At 61.1% G+C, this 17,507-nt stretch carries 17 protein-coding genes; 9 read left to right on the top strand and 8 right to left on the bottom strand.

All coding sequences use genetic code 11. From position 1 onward, the window contains the following. Positions 1 to 773 precede the first annotated feature (773 nt). The 5 genes from ACYVKQ_RS16390 (at position 774) to ACYVKQ_RS16370 (ending at position 5,677) form a co-directional block, all read left to right on the top strand. On the top strand, positions 774 to 1,541 hold the full coding sequence (locus ACYVKQ_RS16390; protein ID WP_111480663.1) for a ParA family protein: 768 nt from the start codon (positions 774 to 776) through the stop codon (positions 1,539 to 1,541). 344 nt (positions 1,542 to 1,885) lie between these two features. Continuing rightward, the gene (locus ACYVKQ_RS16385) at positions 1,886 to 2,029 is read left to right on the top strand and encodes a hypothetical protein (protein ID WP_165822279.1); all 144 of its coding nucleotides are present in this window, start codon (positions 1,886 to 1,888) and stop codon (positions 2,027 to 2,029) included. Between the two features lie 911 nt (positions 2,030 to 2,940). Next, the gene (locus ACYVKQ_RS16380) at positions 2,941 to 3,891 is read left to right on the top strand and encodes a RepB family plasmid replication initiator protein (RefSeq protein WP_460676427.1); all 951 of its coding nucleotides are present in this window, start codon (positions 2,941 to 2,943) and stop codon (positions 3,889 to 3,891) included. Between the two features lie 213 nt (positions 3,892 to 4,104). After that, positions 4,105 to 4,395, top strand: a complete 291-nt coding sequence (locus ACYVKQ_RS16375; RefSeq protein WP_243636100.1) for a helix-turn-helix domain-containing protein — start codon at positions 4,105 to 4,107, stop codon at positions 4,393 to 4,395. Positions 4,396 to 4,399: 4 nt separating this feature from the next. Next, complete coding sequence (locus ACYVKQ_RS16370; protein ID WP_460676426.1) at positions 4,400 to 5,677, top strand: type II toxin-antitoxin system HipA family toxin; 1,278 nt, start codon at positions 4,400 to 4,402, stop codon at positions 5,675 to 5,677. A gap of 73 nt (positions 5,678 to 5,750) precedes the next feature. On the opposite strand, the gene ACYVKQ_RS16365 is transcribed toward ACYVKQ_RS16370, so the two are convergent. Further along, a complete protein-coding gene (locus ACYVKQ_RS16365; protein ID WP_111480659.1) occupies positions 5,751 to 6,026 on the bottom strand; it encodes a hypothetical protein in 276 nt (91 codons plus the stop codon). Between the two features lie 367 nt (positions 6,027 to 6,393). Between ACYVKQ_RS16365 and ACYVKQ_RS16360 the strand changes: the two genes are divergently transcribed. After that, entirely contained in the window at positions 6,394 to 7,728 is a 1,335-nt protein-coding gene (locus ACYVKQ_RS16360; protein WP_460676425.1) for a hypothetical protein, read from the top strand. A gap of 755 nt (positions 7,729 to 8,483) precedes the next feature. On the opposite strand, the gene ACYVKQ_RS16355 is transcribed toward ACYVKQ_RS16360, so the two are convergent. The 6 genes from ACYVKQ_RS16355 to ACYVKQ_RS16330 form a co-directional block, all read right to left on the bottom strand. After that, positions 8,484 to 8,735 carry a hypothetical protein gene (locus ACYVKQ_RS16355; RefSeq protein WP_460676424.1) on the bottom strand — a complete coding sequence of 84 codons (252 nt, stop codon included), beginning with the start codon at positions 8,733 to 8,735 and terminating at the stop codon, positions 8,484 to 8,486. 4 nt (positions 8,736 to 8,739) lie between these two features. Beyond that, positions 8,740 to 8,949 carry an IS3 family transposase gene (locus tag ACYVKQ_RS16350; RefSeq protein WP_460676423.1) on the bottom strand — a complete coding sequence of 70 codons (210 nt, stop codon included), beginning with the start codon at positions 8,947 to 8,949 and terminating at the stop codon, positions 8,740 to 8,742. Continuing rightward, a complete protein-coding gene (locus ACYVKQ_RS16345; RefSeq protein ID WP_460676422.1) occupies positions 8,909 to 11,977 on the bottom strand; it encodes a Tn3 family transposase in 3,069 nt (1,022 codons plus the stop codon). The genes ACYVKQ_RS16350 and ACYVKQ_RS16345 overlap by 41 nt, the downstream gene beginning before the upstream one ends. Positions 11,978 to 11,981: 4 nt before the next feature. Next, positions 11,982 to 12,536 carry a recombinase family protein gene (locus tag ACYVKQ_RS16340; RefSeq protein ID WP_460676421.1) on the bottom strand — a complete coding sequence of 185 codons (555 nt, stop codon included), beginning with the start codon at positions 12,534 to 12,536 and terminating at the stop codon, positions 11,982 to 11,984. 1,167 nt (positions 12,537 to 13,703) lie between these two features. Beyond that, the gene (locus ACYVKQ_RS16335) at positions 13,704 to 14,108 is read right to left on the bottom strand and encodes a hypothetical protein (protein ID WP_460676420.1); all 405 of its coding nucleotides are present in this window, start codon (positions 14,106 to 14,108) and stop codon (positions 13,704 to 13,706) included. 383 nt (positions 14,109 to 14,491) lie between these two features. After that, a complete protein-coding gene (locus ACYVKQ_RS16330; RefSeq protein ID WP_345226607.1) occupies positions 14,492 to 14,800 on the bottom strand; it encodes a winged helix-turn-helix transcriptional regulator in 309 nt (102 codons plus the stop codon). A 394-nt stretch (positions 14,801 to 15,194) separates the two neighbouring features. Here ACYVKQ_RS16330 and ACYVKQ_RS16325 point away from each other — a divergent pair, with 394 nt between their 5' ends. Both ACYVKQ_RS16325 and ACYVKQ_RS16320 read left to right on the top strand, forming a co-directional pair. After that, positions 15,195 to 15,851, top strand: a complete 657-nt coding sequence (locus tag ACYVKQ_RS16325) for a carboxypeptidase-like regulatory domain-containing protein (protein ID WP_460676419.1) — start codon at positions 15,195 to 15,197, stop codon at positions 15,849 to 15,851. A gap of 124 nt (positions 15,852 to 15,975) precedes the next feature. Continuing rightward, complete coding sequence (locus tag ACYVKQ_RS16320; protein WP_345226611.1) at positions 15,976 to 16,356, top strand: hypothetical protein; 381 nt, start codon at positions 15,976 to 15,978, stop codon at positions 16,354 to 16,356. A 99-nt stretch (positions 16,357 to 16,455) separates the two neighbouring features. Here ACYVKQ_RS16320 and ACYVKQ_RS16315 read toward each other — a convergent pair whose 3' ends face one another. Further along, positions 16,456 to 16,770, bottom strand: a complete 315-nt coding sequence (locus tag ACYVKQ_RS16315; RefSeq protein WP_460676418.1) for a hypothetical protein — start codon at positions 16,768 to 16,770, stop codon at positions 16,456 to 16,458. A gap of 353 nt (positions 16,771 to 17,123) precedes the next feature. Here ACYVKQ_RS16315 and ACYVKQ_RS16310 point away from each other — a divergent pair, with 353 nt between their 5' ends. Then, on the top strand, positions 17,124 to 17,489 hold the full coding sequence (locus tag ACYVKQ_RS16310) for a hypothetical protein (RefSeq protein ID WP_345226614.1): 366 nt from the start codon (positions 17,124 to 17,126) through the stop codon (positions 17,487 to 17,489). Positions 17,490 to 17,507 lie beyond the last annotated feature (18 nt).

Below are 17,507 nucleotides of genomic sequence, written 5' to 3'. Positions count from 1 at the left end.
AAGAATAGAGCGTTAGCACTAGGATTGCAGTGTTCTTCTTGCTAAGGCTACTATACACTTAGCAAAAAGTTAGTAAGAAGCTAGTACGCGCCTTTCCTGCTTCGTGTTTATGTGCATCCTTATTTCCCCACGGTGTGGCGTTGTGCACTGGGTCCTATTCCTGCTACCAGTTCTCTTAAAGGTTCCGGCCGGTGCCCACCAACCGACGTTTAACCATGCGCTTTGCCCGGTAAGCCCTTCCTGGGACCAGCAGGGCCGGTTTTCATTCTGTGGGCTTTGCTTCTGCAGTTCTACAATTCTGCATTTCTGTTATCGCGGCACTTGAACTAAGATGTAAACTCGGCTGGCCCGTAGCCGTCATTCTGCCTTTCTGTTGTTCTACATTTCTGCAGTTTGTGCACTCCTATGTGCTCAGGCATTAACTGAGCGCTTTATCTGTTTTTATGCAATTCTGTTGTTTTGTATTTCTGTTACCCGAGCGAAAGATACCTATTATGCTGGCTACGGAACTGCGTTTCTGCAAATCTTTACTTCTGCAGAATCTCATTTCTGTTAAAGTAATTTTTAACTGATTTACATTTCTGTTTTCCTGTTGTTTTGCAATTCAGTTTGACAACAGAAGTACAAAACCACTCTTCTGAGTAACAACATTTCTGCTTTTCCGCAAAAGTGCGGTTCTGCGCTTCTGCCTTTCTGCTTTTCTATTACTTTTGGCTTACTATTGCGCTGGCCTCTGTGCCACCGCTCTTCCACGCCTTTACCCCGCACCTACTATGTCCAAGGTTATCAGCTTTGCCACCCAGAAGGGTGGCTCCGGTAAATCCACGCTGGCCCTCGTGCTTGCTGCTCCGTTGGCGACCGAATACGGGCTGCGCATCGCCGTCCTAGACTGCGACTACCAGCAGAGCATCGTCAAGACCCGCGAGCAGGTCGACGCGGCCAACTTCGCCAAGCTTCGCGAAACCAATCCCGACGCCCAGTATCCCTACGACGTGTACCCCTGGCAGCTGAACCAGATTTTTGATTTCATCGACAATCCCGAGCACAACTACGACCTGATTATCATCGACGTGCCCGGCCGGGCCGATGGCGACGACGTGTTCAACGCCTTGACGGCCTGCGACGCAGTGATTGTGCCCCTGGTATCGGACTACCTGGACCGGGCCTCTACGGCCGAGTTTATGACGATTCTGGAGGCCATCAAGAAAGCGGCCGACGACGCCCAGATTGACTTCCAGTACTACGGCCTGCCCACCAAGCGCGTGGCGGGGCAGCGGGAGGAAAAGGAGATGGACGACTACATCGACGGGCTGGGCCTAGCGCGCTTCAACTCGTACCTGGGCCACCGCAAGGCCTACACCCGGGCCTCGACCCTTTATAGCCTGCTCAACCCGGCCTGGTCGCGCTACGCCGGCGGCTCCAAGGACACGAGCGAGGAAATCCGCCGCGTCTGCGAGGAGCTCATCGAGCGCCTGGGCCTGCCCGACCGCCGCACCGCCGCGGCGGCCACTGTATCCACCACTTCAACCTCCGCGAAATAATGGGCTTCGAGAAACCACAAATCACGCCGCGCCGCCGCATTGAAGTACCCGAAGAAGCCCGCCAGCAGGCCCGGGCCGGGATGGGAGGGGAGGCCACCCGCACGGCCACCACGCCGCCGGCACCGGTGGAGCCCATAGCACCACCCGCTGCAGTTGCTGCTCCGGCGGCGCCTGCCCCCGAACCCGCACCGGTATCCGCGCCTTCTGCGGCTGCGTCTTCAGCGTCAGCAGCCCCAGCGGCTGCACCCGTTCGCGCTTCTACGCGGGGCCGTAAGCCCGGCGCGGCAGCTGCGCCCGCTCCGGAGGGCGAAGTACCGCTGCACACGGTCCAAATCGCCAAATCCGTGGTGCAGGAGATTAAGATGAGCCTGCTGCTGGCCACGCCCGGTCCGGACACGCCCACCACCATCAAGAATTACCTGGAGGCTGCCCACCGGCACTACGATGCACACCTACGCAAAACCGGCAAGCTGCCGCCGGCTAAGTAGGGGAGGGGTAGCAGGCCGTTGCCTTGGGAAAGCCGGTCCTTACGAGGACTGGCTTTCCTTTTTTGGGCAGTAGGGGAGGAGAAGGCTGTAGCCATGGTGAAGGCAGTGCCGGCCAGGCGCTGTATCTCTCACATTTTATAAGCTTTGTTCCCACCGCTTCCCACTGGAGCAGGTATGCTTACAGGAAACCATTACGGGGCAGAAAGTCCAATTATGCCCGATTTCAAAGCCTAGAACGGCGTTTTGGCTAGGCAAAAGGGTGGGTGTACTGTTGTTGTCGAGTCTGGGTTTCGCTTATAAAACGTGCTAGTTCGGGCAGTAGGGGAGGATAGACACTTATAAAACGTGGTAATTCATTGTTAGTCATAAGTTAGTATAAAGTTAGTAATGACCGTTCTTCTGCCGAAAAAAGTCATGGTGGCTTATAAAAAGTGGTGGTAAGGGGTGGATAGCCCAGGGTTCAGTAGTTCCTGCAGTTGCTTATAAAAAGTGGTTTTAAGTGGCTAATGTTATGGGTTTGCTTAGAAAAGTGCAATCCCTTTGTTCGTCAGGGTTTTCTGATTTTCTTGTTGCTTTCTTGTTTGTTTGGTCTGGGTTTTGGACCATCACCCTAAAAAGCTATCCGGATTCGGCATCAACAACCTTTGTGAGTTTATTTGTTAGTCATTGTCTATTTGTAGGGCTCATAAGTGCCTGATATTCAGTAGTATATAATGGTATAAAACCACTTTTTATAAGCGAAAAACCACTTTTTATACCTTTTATTACCACCTTTTATAAGTGAACTCTCACCTTTTATAAGCCTATTCACCACGTTTCATAAGCGAAAAACCACGCTCAACTACCACTGTGGTTTTTTATCGGCTGGACGCTTACATTTGCCTCATCCCTGCGTCCTTATGTCCTAGTTTATGAAGCCCGAAGATACCTCCGTTGTAGTTGTCGACCCGGCTCCGGTTCCCGTCGTTCGTCAGCACAACGCCATCACCCAGGCCCGCTACGACTACACCGCTTGTCAGCTGGATATTTTCTTTTACCTACTCTCTCGGCTGCGCCGGGATGACACGCCGGACCAAGAGTATACCATCTACGTGAAGGACGTGGAAGCCCTTACCGGGCGGCAGTGGAACTACCAGCAGTTGCGCGAGGCGACGGCCGACATGGGCTCGCGCATGTTTGAGGTGGAGAACGAGCGCACGTACCAGCAGCTGTGGATGTTTCAGCGGGTAGAGTACATCAAGGGCAAGGGGTGCCTGCAGATTCAGCTTGCTGCGCCCATCCGACCTTTCCTGTTCAACCTCAAGGAAAACTTCACCTCTTACCAGCTGCATTCGGCCCTGAAGCTGAGCAGCAAGTATGCCAAGCGCATCTACCAGCTGGTGAGCCAGTGGAAGGATAAGACGTCGACGCGAACCTACCCGCTGGACGAGTTCAAGCAGATGCTGCACCTGAAAGACCCCAAGGGCAAGGAGCCGGAGCTGTTTCAGAACATCAGCCAGCTCAAGGCCCGCGTACTCGACATCGCCGTGCGCCAAGTCAGCGAGCACACCGACCTCAAAATTGACTACGAGCTGGTGAAGAAAGGGCGGGCCTACGACGCCGTGCGTTTTACCATCGCCCGCCAGCAGCCCCAGCAGCTGCCCATTCCCTTTGAGCAGCCGGCGGAGGATGCCCGCGCGCACGCGGCCCGCCAGCACCTGGAGGCCCTCGGCATCAATCAGCCGCAACTAGTGGCCACCATCCTCGGCGACCCTAAGCACCTGGACCAGCTCTTCAAGTTCACGTACCAGCTGAAAACCGATAAGGTAAAGGCGACCAAAAATCCGGGAGGGCTGTTTTTGAAGATTTGCGGGCTACGCTGAGCTTCTAACTAGGTCGGTACGCTGTTGCCAATTACAGACGCCGGAGCAGGCAGGGCAACAGTTCAGGTTTTATACCATTATCAGCACAACTGCCCACTAGGCACAGACATATGCGGCGTGCCAGATAATGCGCAATAAATTGAGCTAATCTCTGTATTTTTGCTCATCATATTGAGCATTATGTCCAAAGACCCAGTCGTCCTTTTACCGCGTTTGCAGCAGTTGCTAACGCAGGCGGGGGAAAACATCCGCCTGGCCCGCCTGCGCCGAAAGCTCAGCGCAGCCCGCGTGGCCGAGCGCGCTGCCATCAGCCGCAACACCCTGCACGCCATCGAGCAGGGCGCTTCCACGGTGAGCATGGGCGCCTACCTGCAGGTGCTGTTTGTCCTAGGCCTGGAAAAGACCTTGCTCCAGTTGGCGGCCGATGACGTGCTGGGCCGCAAGCTGCAGGATGCCGACCTGGTGGTTAGCGCGCGGGCCCCTAAACAATCTTCCAGCGAGTAATTCCATGGCCAAAACTGCTGAACGCCGCCAGCTCTACGTGTACGCCGACTGGCAGGGCCTGGCCGATGGACCGCAGCTGATGGGCACGCTCTCGGCCGTGCCGGTGCGGGGCAAAGAAGTGTTTTCCTTTGCCTACGACGCGCAGTGGCTGGCCCTGCCGCAGGCCCAGGTGCTGGACCCGGCGCTGCACCTGTTTGCCGGCCCGCAGTACCTGCCGGAAGACCAGGCCAACTTCGGCCTCTTCCTGGATTCGTCGCCCGACCGCTGGGGACGGCTGCTCATGCGCCGGCGCGAAGCTGCCCTGGCCCGGCAGGAGGAGCGCCGCGAGCGGCCGCTGCTCGAATCGGACTATCTGCTGGGGGTCTTTGATGGCCACCGCATGGGCGGGCTACGCTTCAAAACTGACCCGGCGGGCCCCTTCCTCAACGATAACCGGGCCATGGCGGCCCCGCCGTGGACCTCGCTGCGGGAGCTGGAGCACGCCAGCCTGCAGCTGGAACGGGTGGACGCGCCCCAGGACCCGGATTACCTCAAGTGGCTGTTTATGCTGGTGGCACCCGGCTCCTCGCTGGGCGGCGCGCGGCCCAAGGCCAGCGTGGTGGACGAGCACGGGCAGCTCTGGATTGCCAAGTTCCCCAGCGGGCAGGACGAGCACGACGTCGGCGCCTGGGAAGCCGTGGTGAACGAACTGGCCCGCGCCGCCGGCCTGCAGGTGGCCACCGGCCGGGCCCAGCGCTTCAACAGCCGCCACCACACCTTCCTCTCCCAGCGCTTTGACCGCACGGCCGCCGGCGAGCGGCTGCACTTCGCTTCAGCCATGACCCTGCTCGGGTACCAGGACGGCACGGACCACCAGGACGGGGCCAGCTACCTGGAGTTGGCGGGCTTGCTCATCCAACAGGGTGCCCAAGTGGCCGAGGACCTGACGGAGCTCTGGCGGCGCATCGTGTTCAACATCTGCGTCTCGAACACCGACGACCACCTGCGCAACCACGGCTTTCTGCTCACGCCCCAGGGCTGGCGCCTCTCCCCAGCGTTCGACCTAAATCCCATTCGCTACGGGCAGGGCCTCAAGCTCAACATTTCCGAAACCGACAACGCGCTAGACCTCGACCTGGCCCGGGAGGTGGCTCCTTACTTCCGCCTGTCGGGCGCACAGGCCGAAGTGGTGCTCGCGCAGGTCGTGGCCGCGGTGCGGCAATGGCCGGACGTGGCCAGCCGGTACCAGCTCTCGCGCACCGAGCAGGAGTTGATGGCGGGGGCTTTTGAGGCGGCACAGTAGCCGGCGGAACAGCCCACAGGCCATTTACAGGCACCGGGCACACCTTATGTTTTGTAACGCTACCTGACGCCCACTACTCTGCGGCCGCTTCGGCGCGCACGACGGCAAAGAGTTCTTCCTCGGAAACGTGGAGCACCCGCGCCAGCTGCTGCAGTTCGCCGACGGTGCAGGTGCCGGGGCTGCGCTTGCGGGTGTCGTAGGTGCGGGCCGACACGCCCCAGGCTTCCACAATACGCTTGCGTGTGCCGGCTACTTCCAGCAGTTCCGCCAGCGTGGCGGGGTGGTGTACGCGCGGCGGGCTGGTCAAGGGCTCGGTAAAAGCAACGGTGGGGGCAGGCACTTTGGGCATGGAAGGAAGGCTAAAAAGGCACAGAATAAAGCGCGAAAGGTAGTCCGTTTACGCGCTGGCCGCTCCCTTGACTAAAAATCACCTTTCCTGTCTGCCTTCTGAGGGTGTCGTTAAACAAATGAGGGAAAACCTCCGACTCACCGGGAAGCGACAGCAAATAGGGATGGTGGACGACTCTGTATACTTTTCTGGCTACCTCTCAACGAAAGACACCGCACTCACAAGGGAATCAATGACCAGAGGGCGTTATGCGCAACAACGGAGCGCAACTCCTGACAGCCCAGAAACCGCCTAACAATAGGCAAAATCCTGCTACTGATTAGCGTAACTTGTCGCCCAATTTTGGCGAAAATCTGTATCAAACGTTATGCGCTCAACTTTTGCTTCCTACCGGCCCAGTCAGTTTGCTCTTGATGTATCTAATCTTGGGCTTAGCACTGAACCTGGTATACAGCATATTCAGAACGAAGTGCTTCCGGCATTCGTGCACGAATACTGTCATTACTTACAAGATGTAACTACTATATCAGGCATTTTTGGATTTTACCTGTGGATGTGTGATGTAGTCGGGTTGACCCAGGTATTTTCCCAGGGTGAAAAAGAGGTTAAATTTATCCCTCTTGATTCCTCTTATGGGGAAATGAGGTCGTTTTATCTCATTTACTGCGGTACTGGGCAATTAGAATTAAACTTACCCATTGGCCAAGCGCAGATTGAGAAGATTGAATTTGCGGTAGAGTCGGTACCACTAAAAAGTGGTGCGAGGGAGATTGCTCGTAATACCATTACTTTCACTAGCAAGCTTGTCCCTGAATACCATTTCGGGCTGATGCCGCTACAAGAAATTCATTCTTTCTATGCCCAACAATACAGGGAGGGAATGTTGCCTGGTGTGACATTTCAGATGCCTACCTCCTCCATGATGACGTTGCCCTATCATTTGGGTGACATATTGTTTGCCCACTATAGGATTCAGGCAGATATAGCCACAAAATTCTTGCTGACTGGATTGGCACTTGATTCCATCCAGGCCCCTACCGTTTTTCTAAAAACGCTAGAAGCGCTAGCTGGCCGCGTTCTGTCTTGGGAAATAGACGGAACACTGATACAAGACACCATTAAGCAGGTAGATGCCAAAAACTCTCACGATAAAGAGGCCTTTCTTCAGGAGATGGCAGCTGATATAGCTGTGTGGAGTCAAGATACTCAGCGTACCTACCTTGCGAAGGCCTTAACCTGGTATCTAAAGACCATCATATTAGCTGATGTATCAAAAGACGTAAGCCCTGTTGTTTTCTTTTACTCACTGCTAATGCAACCAGCCGCATTGGCGCAGTTGATTGCATTAGCGCCGCCTCCTATTTTGCTTAATAATGGTGTAGAAGTGAGCTATCATGACGAAGCCAATGTGACGAAAGACCAAAAATACGAGGAAGCATTCCAGGCTGCTACTACTATTAGAAGCCACTGGATGCTTTATAATCTACTGACGGCTAAAACGATTGCTAAAATTAAGGAGCAGTGCAGTTGTCCTCTCTACGACGGATGCACATTCCGACAGAAAATTAACCAAGACTACTTTTGTAGCACTGCACCCTGGCAAGTAGTGAAAGAGAGTACGGATATTGTGTGCCCCTACGGAATGGCTACCCACTCTTTTGGGCTATGGCAGAATGAGTTAGAGGTAAGAATGGATGATTAGTGGGTGTTGTTAAACAAATAGTCAAAACCTTTGACTTGGCTCCTTAAGCCGATGCGTTCCGGCTCGGCTGCCGCTGTAGTTTGGCTAAGTAGTTTTTCAGGGAGAGTTACTTGCTGTACTTCAGCTGCCCGTCAACGATGGTAGCTGAAACCTGCATGCGCTTTCTGATGAACGCATTCATCTGCTGAAGCTACCTGCATCCCTCCCGGCACTTGCCCTGGCTTCCGCACGAACAGCAGGCCGCCACGCTGGCCACGCTCTTGCCATACTCCCTGCTCTTCTACCGCCACCTGAATCTGCATGCATGGTGAGTACGACTTCTCCGACCAGCCCCTGCTGGCCGGAGCCCCGTTTGACATGAACCTGGTTTCCGCTTGGCAACCGCCGAGCAAACCCGCCTGGGCCCGAGTCGGAGGTTTTCCCCTATTTGTTTAACAACACCCTTCTGACGCTAACGTCTGCACCTCCCAGCATCCGCACTCGGCAACGGCCAAGGTCAGCCACCGCTCCAGTCGGGCAGCATCGGTGCACCGGCCTATAAACGCTTCGGCTGCCTGCCGGCGTGCCGGCACAATGGCCGGGTGCTGCAGGATGCAGCGCAGCTCCGCGCGCAGGGCCTCCAGCCGAGCGCAGCGGCTGGCAGCGGAGGCAGGGGGTATGTTCGAGAAAACGGGCATCGGCGGTAGGCGGTGGGGAATGAAACGGGCAAGCACACCGGCAGCCGCTCCGATACCGAAGCGACTGCCGGCCTGGGCTTAGCGAAGCAAGGCAGACTTCATAAGCAGCACCGTCCCGGCCACCACGTCGACGGGCGAGTAGTGTTCCAGCGGATAGGTTTCGTACCACGCGGCGGTGGCCAGTGGGTTGATAGGGCGCCGGCGGTCTTTGCCCTCGTCGTCAAACACGAGAATATAGCCCTCGTAAGGCCCGTGCTGCGGGCAATGCACGCCGATGTAGTTGGCCTCCAGCAAGGCGTACAGCTGGGGTGGTCTAGTCGTGGCGGACACGGCGCTAAGGTAGGCGATTGGCGAGGTCGGCTTCAAACTGGTGGGGCGAGCGGTAACCCAGGGCCGAGTGGCGGCGGTCGAGGTTGAAGTACGTGTCGAGGTAGTAGGCTACTTCCAGGCGCGCCTCGTCCAGGTCGGCAAAAGCGGCCTTGGTTAAAAGTTTGGTACAAAGGTTAAACGAGCGGGGCCGCTGGAGACTCCCAGTCGAAGGCAAAAAGTGCCTCCACGTCGAAGCGGAGGGAATCTTTCAGGGCGTCTTCCGAGAAATCGAACTCGCCGTGCAGGTTGACGTGCTGCCAGCTCACGGGCGAGCTGGCGGCGATGGCATCGGCCACGGCCTGGCGCTCGGCCGCCGGGGCCTGGAGTAGGTATTGGTTGAGGTAGAGGCAATTCCAGCACACAATCACGTTTTGCACGAGCCGTTTGCAGGCATCGGCCAGCTGCTGCTCCTCTTTGCCGGCGTAGGGAATCTGCCCGTTTTGCCCGTAGAACACGGCCCGCGCGAACGAATGGGTGCTTTCGAGCTTGTCCAGCTGGTCGTCGATGCGCTTGCGCAGGTCCTGGTCGTCCATGTAGCGCAGCAGAAACTCAGTGCGCACCGCCCGGCCCAACTCGCGCAGGGCCAGGTACACGGGGTGGTGCTGGGAGTAGGAATTGAGCCGCCGCAGCACGGTGGAGGCCGTCACATGCTTTTGCTTGAGGCTCACCACCAGCCGCACGAGCGTGTCCCACTGCGCTTCAATCAAGGCCCGGTCCAGGCGCTTGACCGGGGCCAGGCCGTAGGCGGCCAGGTCGGGCACGTCCATCCCGGCAAAGGCGTAGAGCTGCTGGTCCTGGAAGGACTGGATGCGCGGGGCAAAGGCCACGCGAATCAGGTAGGTCACGGCAAAGTTGACTTCGGTAAAGCCGTGCGTATCGGTCGAATGAATGGTGGACTCGACCACGTCGTTGTGCAGGATGCCGTCCACCAGGTAGGCCGCCTCGCGCTCCGAGGCGCTGATGGTGACGGAGTGAAACAACCGGTGCCGGTCGTCGAGGAAGCCGTAGGAAACAATCCCTTTTTCCTGCCCGAAGTATTTATAGGAGTGCGTGGCGTGAATGGAATCGACGGCCACGTAGTACTTCTGGCCATCGGAGGACGTGTGGGTCTGGCCCGGGTCGCGCTGGAACAAGCGGCTCACGGGCAGCTTGCCCATGAGGGCTATCACCGCGTCGTTGGCCCGGCGCAGGTTCTCGAGCGAGAAGTACCAGTTGACGGTGTTTTCCAGCGTGGATTGGGCCACGTGCTTGGTGGCGTGGGCCATGCGCGTCAGGCCCAGGTTGCAGCCGTAGGCCATGATGCCGGCAAAGAAGACCCGTTCGGCGGGACGGGGCGGGCGGTGGCGGGGGCTCCAGTGCTGCAGGCACTCGGTAAAGCGGCACGCCTGGTTGACCGTGTGCAGCACCTCGTGCAACGAAATAAGCCCTGGCCCGGGGAACAGCGGCCGGGGCGGCGGCGCCTCCTCGTCCGCAGGCCGGGCGGGCGTGAGGAAGCGGGGCCGGCCGCCCCCAGGCCGCGTCTTCACGCCGGGGTTGGTGCCGGCCGCCAGCCGGTCGAAGGTGCCGGCAAACGCGGTGGCCAGCTTTGCCTGCAGCGCGTCGAGCCAGGGGCCGGCCGCGCGCAGTTCCAGCAGGTTGGTTTGCTGCAGCAACGCGTCCCGCTGCCGCTCCCACGTCGCCCCGTCCAACAAGTACGTGTCGAAGGGGCGGTAGCGCAACGAGTGCAGCAGGTTGAGCTTGCCCGCTTTCAGGTGGTCGGCCACGTGGCCCGCCAACAGGGCCTTGTAGAGCGACACGGGGCTGGCCGCTTCGCCGAGCGCCGCGCGTTCGGCCGGTTTCAGAAAGCCCGTCGGCGGGTGGCTGCCTAGCTGCCCGTCGCGCGCCCGGTAGTGGGCCAGGGCGTGCGCCAGGGGGCTGTCGGCCGCGCCCTCGTAGGCCACGCGGCGCAGAATCTCGCCTAGCCGTCGCTGCAGGGCGCGGGAGCGCTCCTCGACGACTTGGTAGTAGGGTCCGCTGGCACTGCCCCCGCCGGTTTTGCGCAGCTGCTGGGCCGTGCGGCGCAGCTGCCCGAAGGCCGTCACCTCCGGGGTTTGGAGCCAGGCCAGCAGCGCGGCTACTTTCTCCTCGTTGGTGCGGGCAAACGAAAAGGCCACGTCTTCCAGCTGGGCCAGGGCCGTGCCGTGGCGCACCACCCCGTCGAGCAGTTCCCGCAGCTGGCCGGCCGTGTCCTGCTGCTGGCGGTAGACGCGCTCCTGGGTTTCCCGTTGGGCGGCGTTGCGGTGGGTCTGCACGGCCTGCTGCAACGTTTCGGTCAACAGGTCGCCCACCTGGTAGTACTGGTAGACCAGGAAGCAGAGCACCATCAGGTACTTTTTGTCGGCCTGCTGCCGCACCTGGAAGACCTGCGCCCGTTCGACGTAGCGGGCGTAGTAGCGCACGACCTCCTCCGATAAGTCCAGGGCCTGCACCACGGGGTACACCTGCGTAAAAAGGGGCTGCAGCACGGCGTAATCCTGCACGTTGGCGCGGATGGCGCTCGGCCGCATCAGCTCCAGGCTGCGCTTGAGGGTGGTGAGCCGGTAGGGCCGGTGGGGATGAGCGGTCTCCTCCGCGTCGGTGGTAAACAAGGCATCCAGCTGCTGGCGCACGGCGGGTGTGAGCAACGCGGCCAACTGCGTGGTCAGCTGCTGCTCGACCGTGCGGAAGGCCTCGGTCACGACGCCGGCCAGCGCGGCGTACGTGGGCACTTCCCAGCGGCGGGCCCGCAGCGTATCCACGGCCGAGCGAAATACGGCCACGGGGTTCATCTGCTGGCGCGCGAAGTGGGCCACCTGCGCGCGCACGGCGGCTTCGACCTGTTCGAAGGGGGCCACGCCGAACTGCTGCAGAATCAGCCGGCGGTGGTGAAAGCGGGTGGCCTTGTCGTAGCGCGCCCACTCGACCGCGCCTAAGCGGTAGCGCTGCTGCACGTACGCGCCGTCGGCGGCCCGAAACCGGTCGGTGGAGAAGAAGCGGCCGGTGGCCTGAAAATAGCTCACCTGCAGCACGAAACCGCCCCGGCTGTGGGGCGTCACCAGGCTGCCGAGCACCTGGGCGGCCCAGTCGGGCACACTGCAGTAGAGCTTGCGCTGGGCCGCGGTCCACTTGGGCGGGTGGTCGAACGCCCGCCGCTGGGCGTCGTCGAGCAGGGGAAGGTAGCGCACGGACTTACGGGGCCAGCTGGCGCCGGTAGCGCTTGACGCTCGACTCGCTGACGCCCGTGGCGGCCACGGTCTGGTGCACCGACATGCCGGCGGCCAGGCAGGCCTGCACCTTGGCCAGCTTCGCGGCGTCCACCCCCGGGCGGCGGCCCAGGTGCTTGCCCTGTGCTTTGGCCAGGGCGATGCCCGCGGTGGCCCGCTCGCGGATGCTCTCGCGGTCGTACTCGGCCAGCGCGGCGAAGATGCCCAGCACCAGCCGCCCGGCCGGGGTGGCCGTGTCGATGCCCAGGTCCAGGGCGACGAAGCGCACCTGGCGGGCGTGCAGGTCGGCCACCACCTGCATGATGTGGGCGCTGTTGCGGCCCAGCCGGTTGAGCCGGGCCACGGTCACTGTGTCGCCAGCGCGCAGGGTGGCCAGCAGTTCGGTGAGCACCGGCCGCTGCGTGGTGGCACCGCTGACTTTTTCCTGAAACACGCGGTCGACGCCGGCGGCCGTGAGCTGGTCGAGTTGGGTGTCGAGGTGTTGGTCTTTGGCCGAGACGCGGGCATAGCCGAAATGCATACAAACGGGTCAACAAGGTGGGGCCACGAAGGTAGTAAGGTGAACCCACTTTCTGGCCCCAGCTTGGCCTATCCCGCAGTCATCAATTAGTGGGGGCCGGCAAGGTGTACCTTTCGGGCTCCTTTCTCCGCGCACTAGGGCGCGTTGACACGCCCGCCCAGTGGCCGCTCGCGGAGTCTCGGTACAAAACTTTCAACCAAGGCCAGGTTCGTTTTCCGGACGGGAGTTCGGAATGGATAAAACTTCCCCTGGCTGACTCGTGCCCACGCGGCCAGCCCCCGTGGCGTGCCTTGGGTCCGGGGCCTTCCGCTTTCGGAATCCTGAAAGGAAGGGGCGCAATAAAGCACTACCCGGAAAGTCGGTTCCTACGTCAGGCGTCGGGCAATGACACGCAAGTAGCGGTGCACCATGGAACCAATCCACGCCCATTTCGTAGCGGGGCTGAACCAGCAGCCCCGACTTGGCCCCCTGCGCGGGCTCCACTCGAATCAGTTTGTTTCCATTTCTTACGACCTGGCGAATGATTGGCTGTACGTGGATTGGAAAGCCGAGCAAACCGAGCAGCCGGTGCGCGACAACTGCTTGGTGCTTCTGGAACTGGTCAAACGGCACTTGGTCCGCCGGGTCCTCAACGACAACCGCCAGGTGCAAACCATGTGGGCGGCTGCCGCCGAGTGGGGCGGAACGGTGTGGTTCCCGGCGCTGGCCGACGCCGGCGTCGACTACTTTGCCTGGATCTACTCCCCGCACCTGTACAGCCGCCTGTCCACCGATCAAACCCTGGCGTACACCCAGCGGCCCGTGGTCTTGACTTTCGAAGAATACGAAACGGCCCAGCGGTGGCTCCAGGCGATGTCCCCCCCGTGCTGCGGGTTGTGCCGTGTCGGCGCCATGCATTGGCCAAGCCCCGGTTTCGGTCGCCCATGCAGCCGGCGTTTCTGGGCCGAACTGCTTCGCTCGAGGTGCGGGCTTTGTGTATCCTCGGAAGGGAGTGCGTCAACCGGCTGGCTTGGCGCAAGCCCGTCGTCCACCACGCATGGCGCCGGGGCGTGTGCAGGCCGGTTTTCACGGGTAATTCGGAGCCGCGCTCCGGCGCGAGAGGGAGACCGAACCGCGCTTCGCTTTGGGAGCGGCTGTGCACCCAAGCATTGGTACAGGATGCAAAACCTAATCGAGTGCCCATTCCCGGGCCTGTGCGACGTCGTCGAACAGGCCTAACTCCAGCAGCGAGTGCGGTTTGGAGTACTTGGCGAGGTACGGCCGGAATTGCTCGCGGTTGGGGGCCAAATCCGAGAGCAGCAGCGCGAAGCGGTCCAGGCCCAGATCCCGGTGCATGCTTTCCAGCATCTGGTCGGCCCAGTACAGGTCCGCGACGTTTAGTTTCCCGATCGACTGGTCGTTGGCAATCCAGGCGTTGACGTGGTGACGGCGGGCCAGCATGGCCGCGTGCACCGACGCTTGTTGCAGCTCCTCGCCGCTGCACCGGTTCAGCCATGTGACTTCCAAGGCAGCGCGGTACCCGTTCTCGTGCAGTCGGATCTGCACGTACGCGTCGGAATAAAGCAACATCATGGAAAAAGCAGAGGCGTAGCCTGGGTGGGCTACCGGGTGTGGTGGAACAGCGGACAGGGAAAGTCGTTTCCGGGTCTGAGGCGGCTAGCCGATTGGAAGCAAAGCGCTGTGTATCGCAAAACTAGGGTAAATAGTTGCTTAAATTATACTTAAAAATGACCTGCTGTTGCATTGGCCAAACCGCAGGCGTCGCTTGCAGCTCCAACGAGTCCGGAAGAATCCAAGGCGGCCGCTTCGGCAAGCGGCCGGCGCCTGCGCACCGCTCCGCAGGGCATGCCAGGCATGCGAAGGCGGGCGCCCCTGCGCCTTGGTACGCCGCCGGGAGCCACCCCAATACAACGACCCGCAACTGGCTCCGGCAGTCCCTGGCCTGGCAACTCGCCTTACTGCGAGCCGGCCGTTTGCAAGGCGGTGGTGTAGCCGAGGCCGAAACGCAGCAAGGCCTCCAGCACCGGCAGGGCCTGCCGGCCCCCTTCGGTCAGGGCGTAGTCACCGCGGGCTGCCGTTTCGCCAAATGCGCCGCGCACGACCAAGCCGGCCTCGGTCAGGTTGCGCAGTTCCTGCGCCAGCACCTTTTCGCTGATGTCGGGCAGCGCTCGTCTGAATTGCCCGTAGCGGCACTGCCCCAAGGCTATTTGTTGGAGCAGCAGCAGGCGCCATTTGCCGCCTAGCAAGTCCAAAGCGGTGCGCACGGGGCAGCGGGGGGTGATGGGAGTGCAGGTCGAAGGCATACTAACCTGAAGGTAGGTTGTTTTGACAACCGCGGATCGGGCCGCGTGGTTTACGTGGCCATGACCTTTCCCACGCTGTCCTGGGGCCCAGCCCCTGATCCGCCGTTTGCTTCGCTTGCACCGCGTAGAAATGGACCGGGTAGCACGCTTACCAAACCGCTTGCTCCCCCAGGCGGCTGCCCCGCCGGGGGGAGCAAGCCACCGCTCCCAGAGCCCGGGGCGTCGTTCAGCGAGCCGGGGAGCGTGTTGGGCGAGACCACGCGGTTTCATTCTGGTATCCGGCATAACGTTGCCTTTAGTTAAGCCTGCGACATCCGCTTCTTCCTAAACCACCACCTTTTTTACACCCTTTGCTATGAGCTTGACTGCTTCTCCTTTCGACCCCGCAACCGGCCGCTTGCTGCCGGTGTACCGCGACGCTTACCTGCGCGGTGATTTGTCCGACGCCAACACGCGGGCCGTGGACGCTTACCTGAAAGCCCGCCGCGGTTCGGGCGACGAAACCCTGCGCCGCTTTTACGAAATGAAGCAGGAAGGCGAGCAGGTACGCCCCGTCGGCTGGGTGCAGCGCCAATTTGACCTGGTGCGCACCGCCCCCCAACGCCTGCGCCGCCGGGTGGCCGGACTCGTGGCCGCGGTGGTGTTGGTCGCCGGCGCCGTGCTGGCCGGCAACGCCCCAGAGGTCGAAGTTGCGGCCGAACGAAGCCTGGCGGCCGAAGCCAGCGGCCGCGGCATGAGCGTGGTGAAAGGCCGCATCCTGGATGAAAACGGCCACCCGCTGGTCGGAGCCACGGTGCTGGTGCGCGGCAGCCAGCGCGGCGTGAGCACCAATGCGCAGGGCGAATACGCCTTGCTGGTGCCGGCGCAGGGCCTGACCACCCTGGCCTACGGCTACGCGGGCTACGAGGGAGAAGAAGTCGATGTGCGCGGCGGCCGGACCGAGTCCGTCACCTTGCTGCCCCGGGAAAAAGCCAAGCCCGTCCGCCCGGCCAAACGTTGGTGGTTGTTTTAACCGGCCCATGGCAACGCGCCACTCCCTCTTTTCCATGCACGGCCTGGCGGACCGCCGCGCCGCCCGCCGCCCAAGCGCTTACCCGGTTTCAACCTCCAAAAAAATACCCTCTTCCGCTCCTTCCATGGCGTACTCTACCAACAATGCCGCCGGCCAAGCCGTGCAAAACATCATCAACGAGTTGCCGCAACTGCTGGCGGTGGCCATCGTGGACACGACCTCGGGCATGACCCTGGCCTCCCACACCAACTCCCCCGCGCTCAATCCCGACACGGCGGCGGCTTACAACACGGAGGTCGTGAAGCAAAAGCAAAAGGCCATGGCGGCCCTGAAGCTGCAGGGCGAGCAAATCGACGACATCCTCATCACGCTCACCAACCAATTGCACCTGATCAACCTCATCGACGGGGGCAAGAAATTCATCTACTTGGCCGTTAACGCCCGCGACACGAACCTGGCCATCGCCCGCGACGTGCTCCGCCAGCAGGTGGACCTGTTGAAATAAGCTTATTCAGCAACCCGCTGCGCGCCACCCGGCTGCCCCACCACCGGGGCAGCCGGGTGGCCGTTTTTTATGCTACGGCAGCGGGGGGCGCCAGCCGGATCAGCGGGCCGGTTGGGCGGGCGGCACAGACTCCTCTTCATCACCCGGCGTTGGAGGCGGGAACGGAACGGGGGCCGGGGCTGGCGGCAGCGGTTGGGCAGCGGGCAGGGGAGCGCCGCCGCCCAGCATCACGGTTAGGTTTTCCACCAGCTGACGCAGGTATTGAATCTCCGAATGCAAGGTGGAGTCGGCCGCGGCCGGTACCTGCAACTGTTGTAGGACCAACGCCGCCACGTCTTCGCTCAGGTACTGCCCCAGCGTTTTGCCGGCCTGCGCCGCGCCGCGCTCGAGCACGGCCCGGGCGTCCCGGCTCACCCCGCGCACCGACCACGTAACGGGGGCGGCCGAGGAGCGCGGCGGCCGGCCCGGGCGCTTGGGGGCAAGGCCGGTGGCCCGGGCCGCGGCGGCACCGTTAGTTTCTGTAATACTTTCAGCTATTTTTGTATTACCGAAACCCTGCGGGGCCGGTGCACCGGGGGGGGGGCTGTCTGGTAAACCCGCCTCGGCTGGTACGGCTGACTCAGGGGGACGGTCACCTGGAATCGGACTCATAGCAAGTACGGTTTGGGGTACACAATTTATGTCTTACGCAAAAACGCGGGTTTCGGCTGCCGGAATTCTCCTGCTCCAGTCCAAGTAACGCTCCATTGTCTAACCAGTACCCCGCCGTGACGGATCCACCTACGTTGTTTGACGCGCACTTGCCGAGCTTGACCGCGGGCGAGTTGCACGGCCTGTGGCACACGACTTGCTTGCGCCCCGCGCCCACGGGCGACTCGCGGTGGGCCGAAGCTACGCACTTGCAGCTGCACCAGACGCATTTTTCGCTGCACACCCGCGCCGGCGACCGCCACGCCGGCACCTGGCACCTGCAGCGCCACTCCCGCCTGGGCCAGCCGTTCCTGGCCCTGCAGGAGGCGGAAACCCCGGTCCTGGCGCTCATCACCCGCTTGCGGCGCTCGGCCGACGGAACGGTCCGCCAAATGGTTGTATATTTTCAATCGGGCTTGGAGCTGCAGCTTACGCACCCCTAGTCTTTAACCCCTAACGTT

It is taken from the genome of Hymenobacter coalescens (genome assembly GCF_054783195.1).
Note: the sequence above shows the minus strand (reverse complement) of the source record. Positions and strands in the feature narration are given on the sequence as shown.

Bases quoted from the DNA above. Each gene is read 5' to 3' on its own strand.
- ACYVKQ_RS16390 (WP_111480663.1), top strand. From the start codon at position 774: ATGTCCAAGGTTATCAGCTTTGCCACCCAGAAGGGTGGCTCCGGTAAA.
- ACYVKQ_RS16380 (WP_460676427.1), top strand. From the start codon at position 2,941: ATGAAGCCCGAAGATACCTCCGTTGTAGTTGTCGACCCGGCTCCGGTT.
- ACYVKQ_RS16370 (WP_460676426.1), top strand. From the start codon at position 4,400: ATGGCCAAAACTGCTGAACGCCGCCAGCTCTACGTGTACGCCGACTGG.
- ACYVKQ_RS16365 (WP_111480659.1), bottom strand. From the start codon at position 6,026: ATGCCCAAAGTGCCTGCCCCCACCGTTGCTTTTACCGAGCCCTTGACC.
- ACYVKQ_RS16360 (WP_460676425.1), top strand. From the start codon at position 6,394: ATGCGCTCAACTTTTGCTTCCTACCGGCCCAGTCAGTTTGCTCTTGAT.
- ACYVKQ_RS16340 (WP_460676421.1), bottom strand. From the start codon at position 12,536: ATGCATTTCGGCTATGCCCGCGTCTCGGCCAAAGACCAACACCTCGAC.
- ACYVKQ_RS16335 (WP_460676420.1), bottom strand. From the start codon at position 14,108: ATGATGTTGCTTTATTCCGACGCGTACGTGCAGATCCGACTGCACGAG.
- ACYVKQ_RS16325 (WP_460676419.1), top strand. From the start codon at position 15,195: ATGAGCTTGACTGCTTCTCCTTTCGACCCCGCAACCGGCCGCTTGCTG.
- ACYVKQ_RS16320 (WP_345226611.1), top strand. From the start codon at position 15,976: ATGGCGTACTCTACCAACAATGCCGCCGGCCAAGCCGTGCAAAACATC.